At 68.6% G+C, this 13398-nt stretch carries 14 protein-coding genes and 1 tRNA gene; 5 read left to right on the top strand and 10 right to left on the bottom strand.

Going from position 1 to position 13398, the window contains the following annotated elements; all coding sequences use genetic code 11:
• Nucleotides 1-157: 157 nt before the first annotated feature.
• Nucleotides 158-1207: a restriction endonuclease gene (locus DI272_RS22985; protein ID WP_109497173.1), complete on the top strand. Its 1050-nt coding sequence runs from the start codon at nt 158-160 to the stop codon at nt 1205-1207.
• A 96-nt stretch (nt 1208-1303) separates the two neighbouring features.
• Here the strand turns inward: DI272_RS22985 and DI272_RS22980 are convergent, their stop codons facing one another.
• From DI272_RS22980 to DI272_RS22955, 6 genes are read right to left on the bottom strand one after another with little or no spacing between them, the layout of a single operon-like run.
• Nucleotides 1304-2044, bottom strand: a complete 741-nt coding sequence (locus DI272_RS22980; protein WP_109497172.1) for a class E sortase — start codon at nt 2042-2044, stop codon at nt 1304-1306.
• Between the two features lie 14 nt (nt 2045-2058).
• Nucleotides 2059-3102, bottom strand: coding sequence for a class E sortase (locus DI272_RS22975; RefSeq protein WP_109497171.1), 1044 nt, complete (start codon nt 3100-3102; stop codon nt 2059-2061).
• Nucleotides 3099-3737 (bottom strand): aminodeoxychorismate/anthranilate synthase component II, encoded by a 639-nt coding sequence (locus DI272_RS22970; RefSeq protein WP_109497170.1) that lies wholly within the window; start codon nt 3735-3737, stop codon nt 3099-3101. Before DI272_RS22970 ends, DI272_RS22975 begins: the two co-directional genes overlap by 4 nt.
• On the bottom strand, nt 3734-3931 hold the full coding sequence (locus tag DI272_RS22965; protein WP_181387586.1) for a hypothetical protein: 198 nt from the start codon (nt 3929-3931) through the stop codon (nt 3734-3736). Before DI272_RS22965 ends, DI272_RS22970 begins: the two co-directional genes overlap by 4 nt.
• 17 nt (nt 3932-3948) lie before the next feature.
• Nucleotides 3949-4650 (bottom strand): class E sortase, encoded by a 702-nt coding sequence (locus DI272_RS22960; protein ID WP_258314636.1) that lies wholly within the window; start codon nt 4648-4650, stop codon nt 3949-3951.
• Between the two features lie 47 nt (nt 4651-4697).
• On the bottom strand, nt 4698-5477 hold the full coding sequence (locus DI272_RS22955) for a DUF881 domain-containing protein (RefSeq protein ID WP_181387286.1): 780 nt from the start codon (nt 5475-5477) through the stop codon (nt 4698-4700).
• 141 nt (nt 5478-5618) lie between these two features.
• Here DI272_RS22955 and crgA point away from each other — a divergent pair, with 141 nt between their 5' ends.
• The gene (crgA, locus tag DI272_RS22950) at nt 5619-5873 is read left to right on the top strand and encodes a cell division protein CrgA (protein WP_059194346.1); all 255 of its coding nucleotides are present in this window, start codon (nt 5619-5621) and stop codon (nt 5871-5873) included.
• Between the two features lie 254 nt (nt 5874-6127).
• On the opposite strand, the gene DI272_RS22945 is transcribed toward crgA, so the two are convergent.
• Together DI272_RS22945 and DI272_RS22940 are read right to left on the bottom strand one after the other, a co-directional pair.
• Nucleotides 6128-7015 carry a rhomboid family intramembrane serine protease gene (locus DI272_RS22945; protein ID WP_109497166.1) on the bottom strand — a complete coding sequence of 296 codons (888 nt, stop codon included), beginning with the start codon at nt 7013-7015 and terminating at the stop codon, nt 6128-6130.
• Nucleotides 7016-7169: 154 nt separating this feature from the next.
• On the bottom strand, nt 7170-7703 hold the full coding sequence (locus tag DI272_RS22940; protein ID WP_109497165.1) for a peptidylprolyl isomerase: 534 nt from the start codon (nt 7701-7703) through the stop codon (nt 7170-7172).
• 282 nt (nt 7704-7985) lie between these two features.
• Here DI272_RS22940 and DI272_RS22935 point away from each other — a divergent pair, with 282 nt between their 5' ends.
• Entirely contained in the window at nt 7986-8687 is a 702-nt protein-coding gene (locus tag DI272_RS22935) for a DUF5324 family protein (RefSeq protein ID WP_109497164.1), read from the top strand.
• 438 nt (nt 8688-9125) lie between these two features.
• Here the strand turns inward: DI272_RS22935 and DI272_RS22930 are convergent.
• A tRNA-Ala gene (locus tag DI272_RS22930) sits at nt 9126-9198 on the bottom strand.
• 183 nt (nt 9199-9381) lie between these two features.
• On the opposite strand from DI272_RS22930, the gene DI272_RS22925 reads away from it, so the two are divergent.
• Both DI272_RS22925 and DI272_RS22920 read left to right on the top strand, forming a co-directional pair.
• Nucleotides 9382-9930, top strand: coding sequence for a DNA-binding protein (locus DI272_RS22925; protein ID WP_109497163.1), 549 nt, complete (start codon nt 9382-9384; stop codon nt 9928-9930).
• Between the two features lie 243 nt (nt 9931-10173).
• Nucleotides 10174-11823, top strand: coding sequence for a serine/threonine-protein kinase (locus tag DI272_RS22920; RefSeq protein ID WP_109497162.1), 1650 nt, complete (start codon nt 10174-10176; stop codon nt 11821-11823).
• Between the two features lie 139 nt (nt 11824-11962).
• On the opposite strand, the gene DI272_RS22915 is transcribed toward DI272_RS22920, so the two are convergent.
• Nucleotides 11963-13228, bottom strand: a complete 1266-nt coding sequence (locus tag DI272_RS22915) for a hypothetical protein (protein ID WP_258314635.1) — start codon at nt 13226-13228, stop codon at nt 11963-11965.
• Between the last annotated feature and the right edge of the window lie 170 nt (nt 13229-13398).

Raw genomic sequence — 13398 nt, 5'->3', positions numbered from 1 at the left:
TCCCCAAGCCGCAGGCCAGGACCTGCCAGCTGGAACCGATCGGTAACGACTGGGCCCGGGATTCCCTGATCTCAGGGAATCCCGGGCCCAGTCGTGTTCGTGCCCTTACATACGACAACTCGTTGATCAGTCCACATCCCGAACTGAAAGGCGAGTAATGATCAACGAATTCGCGCTGCTGGAGTCGCAAAGCCTGCGCGACAGCGTGCTGGAGCGCACGGACGTACTCGACAGAGTCAAGGCGCTGTCACTGCTGCCGGACGGAATGCATGTGACCACGGCGATGGTGGCGGCGTACTTCGACGTCACCCTCGAGGCAATCCGCCAGCTCAAGGCACGGCGCCACGAAGAGTTGTCGTGCAACGGCATGGTGACGCTCCGAGGCTCTGACCTCGCAGAATTTAAGCGTGACATCTTGTCACGCTTTCCTGAAGGTCACCCACGGCCCCGGTCCAGCCTCACTCTTTACTCCCGCCGAGCCGTCCTCAACATCGCCATGCTCCTGCGCGACAGTGAGGTCGCCCGTCAAGTGCGCACATACCTCCTCAACATGGAGTACCTGGCCCGCACCCAGCCTGTGGAAAACCCGGCTCCCACAGCCCCCGACGACCTCGACACCCGCATCGACCAACGCATCACCCACATCCTCGGCAAAACCGTCGTCCCCATGTTCAACGCCCTCATCGAAACCTCGAGCGAACACCGCAAGGAGCTGATCGCCCTGCGATCAGGAGTCCAGCGCATCGAACGGCGACTCCACCAGCACCATGAGCGGCTGAAGCGGCTAGAAGGGGTACGGGACGACCGGCCCACCATCGGCGTCATGGCTGCCATGGACGCCATGAACGGCCAGACGTTCGAGCGCCACATCGCCAAGCTGCTGATCAGGGACGGCTGCACCAACGTCGTCGTACAGGGCGGTCAGGGAGACAGAGGAGTCGACCTCATCGGGCTCACGGCCGACGGACGACGCATGGTCGTCCAGTGCAAGAGGCGCGCCCCCTACCTCACCGTTGCCAGCTCCGACATCCAGAAGTTCATCGGCTCGGCGAAGGTGCTGTACAGCGCGGAGGTAGCCCTCTTTGTCGCGACGTGCCCCTTCACCCCCGAGGCCCTCGCCCTCGCCGCCGAGACGGGGATCACCGCCGTACACCGCGGCGTGCTGGAGGCATGGAGCTGCGGGGAACCGCTGAAGGTCCTGGAGTAGGTACGGCGTGACGCAAAAGGGCCCGAAGCCGCAAAGAGTAGTTGCGGCTTCGGACCTCCGTCATGCTAGGCGACTGAGGCCCTCAAAGGACCTCAGTCAACGCAGTTCCTTCGGCAACGTCCGCTCCCCGTCCACCTTCTCCACCCGCACCAGCTCCCCCCACACCACATACCGGTACCGGGACGTGTACACCGGCGTGCAGGTCGTCAGCGTGATGTACTTGCCGGCCTTCTTCTTGCCCGACTCCTTCGGGATGGCGCCCAGGACCTTGACGTTGTACTTGGACGTCTCCGGGAGGATCGCGTACGCCTTGTAGACGTACCACTTGTCCTTCGTCTCGAAGACGATCGGGTCGCCCTTCTCGATCTTGTCGATGTTGTGGAACTTGGCGCCGTGGCCGTCGCGGTGGGCGGCCAGGGAGAAGTTGCCGTCCTTGCCGGACGACGGGAGCGTCGCCTTCACCGGGTCCGTGTAGTAGCCCGCCACACCATCGTTGAGGATCTTCGTCGACGTGCCCTTCTCGACCAGGACCTCGCCGTTCTTCATCGCCGGGACGTGCAGGAAGCCGATGCCGTTCTTCGTGTCCAGGGCACCCGGGCCCGTGTCCTGCGCCCAGTTGTCGCGGACCTTGTCGGCCTGTTTGTCGGCCGCGCGGTCGGCGATGACGTTCGTCCACCACAGGGAGTAGACGACGAACAGGCCCAGCACCAGGCCCGCTGTGATGAGGAGTTCACCGAAGACACTGATCGCCATCGCGACCCGGCCCATGCCGCGGCGGCGGCGCGGAGCGGGAGGCATGGAGTCGGTGTGCTCCTGGTGGTCGGTGGTGGCTGCCACTTGGTCATCTGCCCTTAATTGACGAGCGCATCCGGCTTGCCCTTGCTGCGCGGCCGTTCCTCGACCATCTTGCCCCAGACGATCAACCGGTACTTGCTGGTGAACTCCGGCGTGCAGGTGGTGAGGGTGATGTAGCGGCCGGGTTCCTTGAAACCGGACTGCGGCGGCACCGGGTTCAGCACGCTCGTGTTGCTCGGCGACGTCACCGGAAGCGACGACGTCATCTTGTACACGTAATAGTCGTCCTGGGTCTCCACGACTATCTCGTCGCCCTTGGCCAGCCGGTTGATGTAACGGAACGGCTCGCCGTGCGTGTTGCGGTGGCCCGCGAGGCCGAAGTTGCCGGTCTTCGCGCTCGGCATCGCCGTCTTCAGCGCGCCTTCCGAGTAGTGGCCCACCATGCCCCGGTCGAGCACCTTCTTGTTGCTCACGCCCTCGGCGATCGGCACGACCACGTCCAGCTTCGGGATGTGGAGAAGGGCGAAACCCTGGCCCGGCTCGAACTCGCCCGGCGCCCGCTTCCCGCTCTCCCACTCCTCCTGGAGGTTGCTCGCCTCCTTGCCGGCCTGCGCGTGCGCCCGGACGTTCGTCCACCACAACTGGTAGGTGACGAACAGCAGCATCAGCACACCGGTGGTGATGAACACCTCACCGATCGCGCGGCTGGCGAGCACCGCGGGGCTGGGTTTGCGGGCCTTCGCCCGTCGGCGCGCCTCGACGCGGGAGAGGGGCGCGGCGGAGCCGTCCGGGGAATCCCCGTCCTCCGCCGGCTCCGTGGAGGGCCTCGCTCCGGCCCCATGACGCCCGCCACGCCGCTTGGCGGCCTTTCTGCGGGCCGCACGGCCACCCGTGGGGCTTCCGGTGGCTCCTGTTGCGGACGAGGCGCCAGAGGGCGATGTGGCCTCAGACGTAGGCGCACCTATTCGCTCCGACAGGTCGGAGAGCCTGAGTGCCACCGTCTCATCGTCGGCGGGCGGCACATAAGGCTCGTAGGACTCGTACGGCTGCTGCTCCCCGTACGAGGCCTCCGACTCGCGCTCGGGGCGCAGTGCGGTCACGCCGTGGCCCTGCCCACCACCGGGGCCAGCCCCGCAGATCGCGCCACCGCACCCTGGTCCCCGCACTCCACCAGCCAGTTGGCCAGCATCAGGTGACCGTGCTCGGTGAGCACCGACTCGGGGTGGAACTGGACGCCCTCGACGGGCAGTTCGCGGTGCCGCAGGCCCATGATGATGCCGTCGTGGGTCCGGGCAGTCACCTCCAGCTCGGCCGGGACCGTTCCCGGCTCCGCCGCGAGGGAGTGGTAGCGGGTGGCCGTGAACGGGCTCGGCAGGCCCGCGAAGACACCCTTGCCCTCGTGCTCCACCAGTGACGTCTTGCCGTGCAGCAGCTCCGGAGCGCGGTCCACCACACCGCCGTACGCCACCTGCATCGACTGCATGCCCAGGCAGACGCCGAACACCGGCACGCCGGTCGCCGCGCAGTGGCGGACCATCTCGATGCAGACGCCCGCCTCCTCCGGCGTCCCCGGACCCGGCGACAGCAGCACGCCGTCGAAGCCGTCCTGGGCGTGCGCCGTCGACACCTCGTCGTTGCGCAGCACCTCGCACTCGGCGCCCAGCTGGTACAGGTACTGCACCAGGTTGAAGACGAAGCTGTCGTAGTTGTCGACGACGAGAATCCGCGCACTCACTGGTTGTCCACCGTCACATCGTTGAAGGGCAGCAGCGGCTCGGCCCACGGGAAGACGTACTGGAACAGGACGTAGACCACAGCAAGCACCAGCAGGAGTGAGAGCAGCGCCTTCACCCCTGCGTTCCCCGGCAGATGCCGCCAGATCCAGCCGTACATGCCGTCCCTTCCGTCGCACCACGGCACCAGACTCACGCCGTACAGCCAACAGACTAACGGCGCAGCGCCTCCGGTTTCCCTGCCTCCACGGGCTGTGTGGAGTCCAGATGCGCCCACACGATCAGGCGGTGGCTGTGACCCCACTCCGGATCGCACGTGGTCAGGGTGAGGTAGCGGCCCGACCGCGTGTACCCGGATTTACGTGGCACAGGATCGATCACCTCAACGTCCGTGGGAACGGTTTTGTAGGGCCCTTTGTCGATCCGATACGTGAACCAGGTCGTCCCGTCCGTCAGCACCACCGCATCGCCGCGCCGCAGCTTCGGGAAGTCCTTGAAGGGGTCGCCGTACGTCCGCCGGTGCCCCGCCACCGAGAAGTTGCCCTCCTCGCCCAGCTGCGAGGTGCGCGCGTAGTGCCCGAGGCCCTTCTTCAAGGTGCCGACCGCCGTGCCCTCCAGCACCGGCTTGTTCCACGTGAAACCAAGACGCGGGATGTACATGATCGCGAACGGCTTGCCGCTCTTGTACGGCGCGGCAGCGGGCGGACTCGTGGCGGACTCGGCACCCCCGGTGGCCTTCGGCTGCTCCGCATGCCCCTTCGACCACTGCTCCTGGAGCTGGTCGATCTGCTCGCCCATGACGTCATCGGCCTTCACACCGGTCCAGAAGAGCACGTAGACCACGAAGAGAACGATGACCGCGCCGACCGTGATGCAGAGTTCGCTGAGGGTCCTGACGACGAGACGTACGCGCACCGGCCGCTCCAGAAGACCTGCGAGGACCCACGGGGGCCAACGAGGACCTACTCCACGGGCTTGGCGTATTGCAGATCCACTGTGCCCGAGTAGCCGGGCAGAGTCACTGCGCCGTCGTCCTCGACTTTCCATCCGAGCCCGTAGACATTGACGTAGACCATGTAGTTCTGGATGGCCTTGCTGGCGGCCAGCGACTGCTTCAGCTTCTCCGGGTCCCCGACCGCCGTGATCTTGTACGGCGGTGAGTAGACCCGGCCCTGGAGGATCAGCGTGTTGCCCACGCAGCGCACGGCGCTGGTGGAGATCAGCCGCTGGTCCATGACCTTGATGCCCTGGGCGCCGCCCTGCCACAGCGCGTTCACCACGGCCTGGAGGTCCTGCTGGTGGATGACCAGGTAGTCGGGCTGGGGCTCGGGATAGCCGGGCAGCTTGGCCGTCGCGTCCGGCGGGGCGTCGTTGAGCGTGACGCTGATCGCCTGACCCTTCAGCGGCTGCGTGCCCGCCTTCTCCTCCAGGGCCGTGAGCTTCTCGTCCTCGGCCTTGGTCGAACCGTCGTCCCGCTCCGCCAGCGCCTCCACGTCGTCGCGCAGCGCGCCGTTGGACTCGTCGAGTTGGCCGTTCTTGTGGCTGCGCTCCAGGATCAGGTCGGACAGCTTCAGCAGCGAGGCATCCGTACGGATGTTGGTGCCCTTGGCCGTGTTGAAGCTGGTGAAGAAGATGAGCCCCGCGAGGGCGAAGACGGCCACCGTGAGCAGCCGCACGGGCCGGAAACGTCGGCTGCGGGCAGGGGTGGAATCCATCCCCTGGGGGTTGGCAGAATTGCTCAACGTACCCTTATCTCCTTCGGCGCCGCGGAAGCACTACGCTAACGGACGCCCGGGGGAGCACTCAGTGTCCCCTTGTACGCTGCCCCGAGCCCGACCCAGCTACCTGCGCGGCCACGCAGCGCATCGACAGGAGAGACCCTCGTGCCGAAGTCACGTATCCGCAAGAAGGCCGATTACACGCCGCCGCCGGCGAAGCAGGCCACCAGCATCAAGCTGAACAGCCGCGCCTGGGTCGCGCCGGTCATGCTGGCCCTGTTCGTCATCGGGCTGGCCTGGATCGTCGTCTTCTACGTGACCGACGGCTCGCTGCCCATCGACGCGCTGGACAACTGGAACATCGTGGTCGGCTTCGGCTTCATCGCCGCCGGATTCGGCGTCTCCACGCAGTGGAAGTAGCTCTGCCCCAAGCTGTTCGCTGAGTTATCCACAGATCGCAAAAATATCCACAGGGTGCCTGGGGACAAAAGAACGACGATCTGTGGATAACTCACAGAGGGTTGACGCCGGTACGACTGCCACACCAGCCTCCGTAAGCCTGTTCGCCCCCTGCCTGACCTGCGAAAACACGGGTCAGCGACAGGGGGCACAGTTGTTCGCGCACACTGTGCACAAGATTCGCCACCCGCTGTGGACAACTGGCCTTTCCGAGCTCAGGTGAGCTGCCCTGTCCTCAGCAGAGTCATGACGACGACCGCGACGAGGACGACCGCGCAGGTGCCGTACTGGACGAGGGCGCGGCGCTCGCGCGGGGCGTGGACCATGGCGTAGCCGATGACGACGCCGCCGACCAGGCCGCCGATGTGGGCCTGCCAGGAGATGTTGGCCCAGCCGAAGGTGAAGATCAGGTTGATCACCAGCAGGGCGATCACCGGCCTCATGTCGTACTGGAGCCGGCGCATGAGGATGGCCGTGGCGCCGAAGAGGCCGAAGATGGCGCCGGACGCGCCGAGCGAGGGCTGGTTGGGGGCGGCGAGCAGGTAGGTGAGCGCGCTGCCGGCGAGGCCGGAGACGAAGTAGAGCGCGAGGTAGCGGGCGCGGCCGAGGGCCGCCTCGAGGGGGCCGCCGATCCACCAGAGGCTGAGCATGTTGAAGAGGATGTGGATGTAGCTGCCGTGCAGGAACATCGCGGTCAGCAGTCGGTACCACTGGCCCTCGGCCACGCCTTCGACGTCGCCCAGGATCGGGACGTAGGCACGTCCGATGAGGTCGAAGCTGTCGGTGAAGCGGTCGCCGACGGAGAGCTGGACGAAGTACGCGGCGAGGCACAGGCCGATGAGGATCTTGGTGACGAGCCGTGGGTCGGTCGCGACGGCGCCGCCGGCGAGTGTGCGCGGCATCGTCGCGTCCGGGGCGTGGCCGGTGCCGGAGCCGTTGCGGACGCAGTCGGGGCACTGGAAGCCGACGGAGGCGTTGACCATGCATTCGGGGCAGATGGGGCGTTCGCAGCGGGTGCAGCGGATGCCGGTCTCGCGGTCGGGGTGGCGGTAGCAGCCGGGCAGGCCCTGTGCCTGCTGTGGGGTGCCTGGCGCCTGGTCCATGAGGTCGTCCCCTACGTCGTCGTATGCAATGAAACCGCCCCGTCCATCCTTACGGATGGGCGGGGCGTTTGGTTCCCTGCGAGGACCGGTTGACTCCCCGCGGGTGCCGGTTGGTTCCCGGCGGGTGCCGGTTGGTTCCCTGCGGGTGCGGGTGTCAGTTCGCGCGGGTCTCCACGACGACGGACTCGATGACGATGTCGTTGACCGGGCGGTTGGTGTTGGGGTTGGTCGGGGTGGCGGCGATGGCGTCGACGACCTTCTGGCTTCCGGCGTCGGTGACTTCGCCGAAGATGGTGTGCTTGCGGTTCAGCCAGGTCGTGGGGCTGACGGTGATGAAGAACTGCGAGCCGTTGGTGCCCGGGCCGGCGTTGGCCATGGCCAGGAGGTACGGCCGGTCGAAGCGCAGATCGGGGTGGAACTCGTCCTCGAACTGGTAGCCGGGGTCGCCGGTGCCGTCACCGAGCGGGTCGCCGCCCTGGATCATGAAGTCGCTGATCACTCGGTGGAAGACCGTGCCGTCGTAGAGCTTGTTCGTGGACTTCTCGCCGGTGGCGGGGTGGGTCCACTCACGCTCGCCCTGGGCGAGCTCGACGAAGTTCCGGACCGTCTTGGGGGCGTGGTTCGGCAGCAGCCGGATTTCGATGTCGCCTTGGTTGGTCTTCAGGGTGGCGTAGAGCTGCTCGGCCACGGTCTGCCTTCCGTTGTCTTTCTGTGACCCTCCGATCCTCGCACGGGCCGGGCTGTTCGGCGCCCGTCGCCTCGGTGGAGGTGTCGTTCAGACGGCGTTCACAGAAAAAGGGCCGAGTAGTCCCGGGCCGGGCGCGCTCGTCGGCGATCCGTGGCATTGTCGACGACAAGCTCCCGTTGCCCCGTATGCCCGCCCTCGCATGCCTCCCCGTGTGTTGGCATGCATGATCCGTAAAAGGGTGGAAAGTCGAATTACCGTACGCCACCGAGGAGGAGGATTCCCGTGACCCGCATCGACAGCGTGCGCGCCGCGACCGGTTCGGCGAAGGACAGCGTGCTGCACGCCGCGGAAGTGGTGGCGCCCTACGCCGACACGGCCAAGGACAGGGCCGCGCACTACGCACACGAGGCGCGCGTACGGCTCGCGCCCAGGGTGTCGCAGGCGGCCGATCAGGCCCGCGTCCAGTACGGCGCGCATGTCGCTCCGCGTCTGGAACAGGCCCGCACGCATGTGCCGCCGAAGGTCGACCAGGCCGCCCACGAGGCCGCCGAACGCACCCGTAAGGCTGCCCGGCAGGCCGCCGATTATTCAAAGCCGAGGATCGAGCAGGCCATGGCCGCGGCCGGGCCCGTGAGGGACGAGGCCGCCGCGCGCGGTGTGGCCGCGCTGGCCGCGCTGCGTGGTCAGGTCTCGCCGAAGGAGATCGAGAAGCTGACGCGTAAGCATGCGCGGCGGGCGAGGGCGGGCCGTCTCGCGAAGGCGCTGGCGGTTGCGGGGCTGCTTGCGGGCGGCGCCTTCGCCGCCTGGAAGTGGTGGGACAAGCAGGCCAACCCGGACTGGCTGGTCGAGCCGCCCGCCGCGACGGAGGTGCCCGAGTCCAGCGGTTTGACCTCGGTGGACGGCAGCGGGCAGTCCGTTCTCGACCCCGAGGTGCAGGCCAAGGAGGCCGAGGAGGAGGCCGCGCACCGCGACGAACGGCGGTGACGGCTGATTCTCCGGGCCGAGAGGTACGTCCGGCTCTGTGAGTGTCGTTGTGGGGCGGGAGGTCTGAACGGGCCTCCCGCCCCACAGTGACGTTTCACGTGAAACGTCGGCCGAAGAGGCTGCCGCCCGTTCCCGGGTCCGGGGCGCTTCCGGGCGCGACGTACTGAAGGCCGAACCAGAGGACCGGCTGATTCGAGCTAGTTCGAGGTCTGCGGACCGCTTCTGCGGACCCGTCTGCCGCCACGATGACGTCTGGGCGACGGCAGTGACGTGTTCCAGCCAATCCCGCCGGCTTTGAGGCGTGACGACGGCTGAAGCTGTGGAGCTCATCGAGGAGCTTGTCGCAGGTCGCCCCGAACTCCGCCAGGTGTCAGCGCAAGAAACCGACAGAAGAACCCCCCTGACCGCGTTTCCGCAGGTCAGGGGGGTTCATTGAAGTGGAGCCTAGGGGAGTCGAACCCCTGACATCTGCCATGCAAAGACAGCGCTCTACCAACTGAGCTAAGGCCCCGGAAAAGGAGCGTCCGTCCGGAAGAGTCACACGTCCGGCGGGCGCCGCAGACCAGAGTACCGGGTCGCCCCGGGTATCTCGCAAAAAGATTGGGGGTCCCGATGGATGACCACTCTCCGTAAGATGCTCGGCGTGGTTCGCTACAGCGAACCGCGGTATTTGGGGAAGCGATGGGGAGACGCAATGGACGCCGCACAGCAGGAAGCCACCGCAAGAGCGCGGGAACTGCAGCGGAACTGGTACGGGGAGCCGCTGGGGGCGCTCTTCCGTAAGCTCATAGACGATCTTGGCCTCAACCAGGCTCGTCTCGCGGGGGTACTGGGCCTGTCCGCACCGATGCTGTCGCAGTTGATGAGCGGCCAGCGGGCGAAGATCGGCAACCCGGCCGTGGTGCAGCGGGTGCAGTTGCTCCAGGACCTGGCGGGGCAGGTCGCGGACGGCAGCGTCAGCGCCGCCGAGGCGACCGAACGGATGGACGAGATCAAGAAGTCGCAGGGGGGCTCGGTGCTCAGCAACGCCACGACCACGACCAGCAGTTCGGGAGCGCCGACGGTCAAGCGGGTCGTCCGCGAGATCCAGTCGCTGCTGCGCTCGGTCGCGGCCGCCGGCGACATCATCGACGCCGCCGACACCCTCGCCCCGACCCACCCGGAACTGGCAGAGTTCCTCCGGGTCTACGGCGCCGGCCGCACCTCCGACGCCGTCACGCACTACCAGTCCCACCAGAGCTGACCCCGGGGCCCGGTCACCGAAGGGGGCGGCAGCCGGGCCGACAGCCGAGGAGGACGAGAAGGGGTGCGAGGGGGTCGTGCCTCACCGCAGAGGGGCTGGAGAAGGACATGTGGGGGCGTGTCCTGCCGCTGGGCCCCGGGCATGAGGGGTGTCACTCATCTCGGAGGGATACGACGGGAGTCGTATCCCTCGCAGAGGGGGAGGCAAGGGGGAAGACCGAAGGGGGAGGAGCGACGCACAGCCATGGGTGAGGTCTTCGCCGGCCGGTACGAACTCGTCGACCCGATCGGGCGCGGTGGCGTCGGCGCCGTCTGGCGCGCCTGGGACCACCGGCGCCGGCGCTATGTCGCCGCGAAGGTGCTCCAGCAGAGCGACGCGCACTCCCTGTTGCGGTTCGTCCGTGAGCAGGCGCTGCGGATCGACCACCCCCATGTGCTCGCGCCCGCCAGCTGGGCCGCCGACGACGACAAGGTCCTGTTCACCATGGACCTGGTGGGCGGCGGCTCGCTGGTCCATCTGGTCGGGGACTACGGCCCGCTGCCGCCCTCCTTCGTCTGCGTCCTGCTCGACCAACTGCTGTCCGGGCTGGCCGCGGTGCACGCGGAGGACGTCGTCCACCGGGACATCAAGCCCGCCAACCTGCTGCTGGAGGCCACCGGCACGGGCCGCCCCCGGCTGCGGCTGTCCGACTTCGGCATCGCCATGCGGCTGGGCGAGCCGCGCCTGACCGAGACCAACCTCGTGGTGGGGACGCCCGGTTACATCGCGCCCGAGCAGATGACGGGATCCGAACCGGACTTCCCCGCCGACCTGTTCGCCGTAGGACTGGTCGCGCTGTATCTCCTGGAGGGAGCCAAGCCCGACACCAAGGCGCTCGTGCAGTACTTCGCGGCGCACGGCACACCGGGCCCGCCCAAAGGCATACCCGAACCGCTGTGGCAGGTCGTGGCCACGCTGCTGCAGCCTGATCCGCAGGCGCGGTTCCGCACGGCCACGGGGGCGCGCAAGGCGCTCGCCGCGGCCACGGAACTGCTGCCCGAACCCGGCCCCGACGACGAGCTGATCGAGATCTTCGACCAACTGGGGCCCCTGCCGCCGGGGTTCGGCACCGAGGGGCCCCTCAAGCGGGCGCCGGGCGTGGAGACCACGCGAGGAGCGAGGAGCGCATCGGGCAGCACGCGCAGGCAGCCGGGGGAGTCCTCCTGGCCGGACAGCTCCCCGGCCTCCGTATGGCCCGGCACGGGTTCGGTGACGACCGATCCACGTCACACCACCGCCCGCGCAGCCGCCCCGCCGCCCGACCCGCGGCAGAGCAGCGCCACCGGTCTCACGCCGGACGCCACACCACCCCGCCCCCGGCACGCTCCCGCCACGGACCGGTCGACCGGAGCGCAGCGACCCTCCATGTCGGACACCGGCAGCTTCCACCTGCCGCCTCCGCAGACCCCCACCCCCTCGTCCGAGCGGCAGGCCGCCGAGCCACAGGCCTTTCCGCCAAGCGCTTTCGAACCACAGTCCCCCAAGCCACAGCCCCCCGAGGCACAGTCCTCCAAGCCACAGTTCCCCGAGCCACAGCGCCACGAAGCCCGAGCGCCACACCAGTCCCCCCTCCCGGCACCGCCTCTGGCCCCGCCCCTCCCGCGTCAGCGCGCCGATGCCTCTACTGCTTCATACACCGCCCGATCCCCGCAGGTTCCGCCTCCGGCCCCCTCGGTTTCTCCGGCCCCTCCCACGCCTCCGGCATCTTCGGCGTCTCCGGCTCAGGCAACCCCCCGCCGCCGCGGCTCCAGAGCCCGACGCCGCCCCGGCCCCCCGGCCAAGGTGGCGCTCCCGCTCCTCCTGCTCGCGCTGACCTGCTACGCCGTGGGCTTCTGGGCGCTGACCCGCATCTGATCACTCACGGCCGCCCCCACTGGCCCCATTGCCCCCCATTGCCCCCCACTGGCTCCCGCCCCACTGGCCCGCACCGGCCCCCGCCGCGCCGACCCACACCGGCTCCCACCAGCTCCCGCCGGCCTTCGGCCCACGCCCTCTACCAGGCACCCCTGGCCCGCCGCCGAGCCACCACCGTCCACACCCCGAGCACCGCCAGCAGCACGGTCCCGCCCCCGATCCCGACGACAGCGACCACCGTCATCACCGGGTCGCCCCCCGCGGCCCCACCGGCGCCACCTCCCCCGGCAGCTCCCGCCCCCCGCCCCTGCGCCTGCTGCCCCCGCCCCGCGGCCTCGAAGGGCCCCGGAGGCTGGAACCGTCCGTCATACACAGGCCCCGCCTCGGCCGCGCCGTCGACACCCACACGAAACGTCACTGCGAACGGCTCGGTACCGAACTCCTCGCCCACCCGCTCGGCGAGATGCAGGACGAGGTAGTAGGAGCCGGCGAACCGCATGCCGTTCACCGTGTCGGAGACGGCGTAACGGTTGGCGTAGCCGACGGGCGGCAGGGAGTCGAGCGAGCCCGACTTCTGACTGCCGCTGTAGCCGATGCTCACGTCGTCGACGGGACCGCGAGCAGGGTTGTAGAGCGACATGGTCAGGGCACCGCCCACAAAGGGACCGCGGCCCGTGCCGCCCAGTTCGGCGGTGGCGTCGATTCGCTGCCCCCAGCCGACCGGTACCGCGTAGAAGAGCGTCTGCCCCGGGGAGATGCCCGCGCTCCAGACACCCGGTTCCAACCCCACGGCCGCGCCGAAGCCCGGGCCGCCGGGACGGGGTGCGGCCGCGCCCGTGGGCGGTTCGGGGGAAGCGGAGTCCCAGCTCTCCGGCGGCGCGGTGCCCGCGGCCTTCTCCAGGCGCGGCTCCAGGAACGGCGCCAGCTCCAGGTCCCAGTCGTCCTGGACCGGGCCCGTCCCGGCGATGCGATGGACGATCACGTAGTAGGAGCCGTCGCCCTGGCACGAGGTACGCCGGAGAAAGGTCTCGCGCTTGCCCCACGCCACGACCGGCCGCGCACTGCGGCCCGCCCCGACCGAAGCGCTCTCGGTGGAGCAGGTACGGCTGTTGGCGTCCTGGACGGTGACCCTGATGCCGTCGTACGCGGTCACCGTCGTGTTCGGGCGCGGGACGGCGGTGACGGAGACGTACGCGTCCGACACGGCGTCGAGTTCGAGGCGGTAGACGGCATCACGGCCCGCCGGAAGGGAGCTCTTGTACGTCTTGCCAGGAGCGAGGAGCTCGGCGTCCGCGGTGCTCGTGGCACCGGCGACCGGCTGATCGTCGGACGCGAAGCCGTACGAGGCGTCCGTACCGAGAGAACCGGCGGCAGCGGCAGAGTCAGCCGTACCGACAGAACCCACCGCACGGAGAGAACCAGCCACACCGGCAGAACCCACCGCACCGACCGCCGGCGAGGCAGCCTCCCCCGTCAGAGTGACGGCCGCGAGGACCACTCCGACGACTGCCGGGCGCAGAGCAGCCCAGGGCCGAGAACGCCACCGCACCGTACGCCGCCGCACCACGACCCGCC

Source organism: Streptomyces sp. Act143 (assembly GCF_003143935.1).
Taxonomy (GTDB): domain Bacteria; phylum Actinomycetota; class Actinomycetes; order Streptomycetales; family Streptomycetaceae; genus Streptomyces.
This window is presented reverse-complemented; position numbering and strand designations above follow the sequence as displayed.

Excerpts from the sequence above, each read along its gene's own strand:
- DI272_RS22925 (WP_109497163.1), top strand. The coding sequence starts at position 9,382 with ATGGACGCCGCACAGCAGGAAGCCACCGCAAGAGCGCGGGAACTGCAG.
- DI272_RS22985 (WP_109497173.1), top strand. The coding sequence starts at position 158 with ATGATCAACGAATTCGCGCTGCTGGAGTCGCAAAGCCTGCGCGACAGC.
- DI272_RS22945 (WP_109497166.1), bottom strand. The coding sequence starts at position 7,015 with ATGGACCAGGCGCCAGGCACCCCACAGCAGGCACAGGGCCTGCCCGGC.
- DI272_RS22920 (WP_109497162.1), top strand. The coding sequence starts at position 10,174 with ATGGGTGAGGTCTTCGCCGGCCGGTACGAACTCGTCGACCCGATCGGG.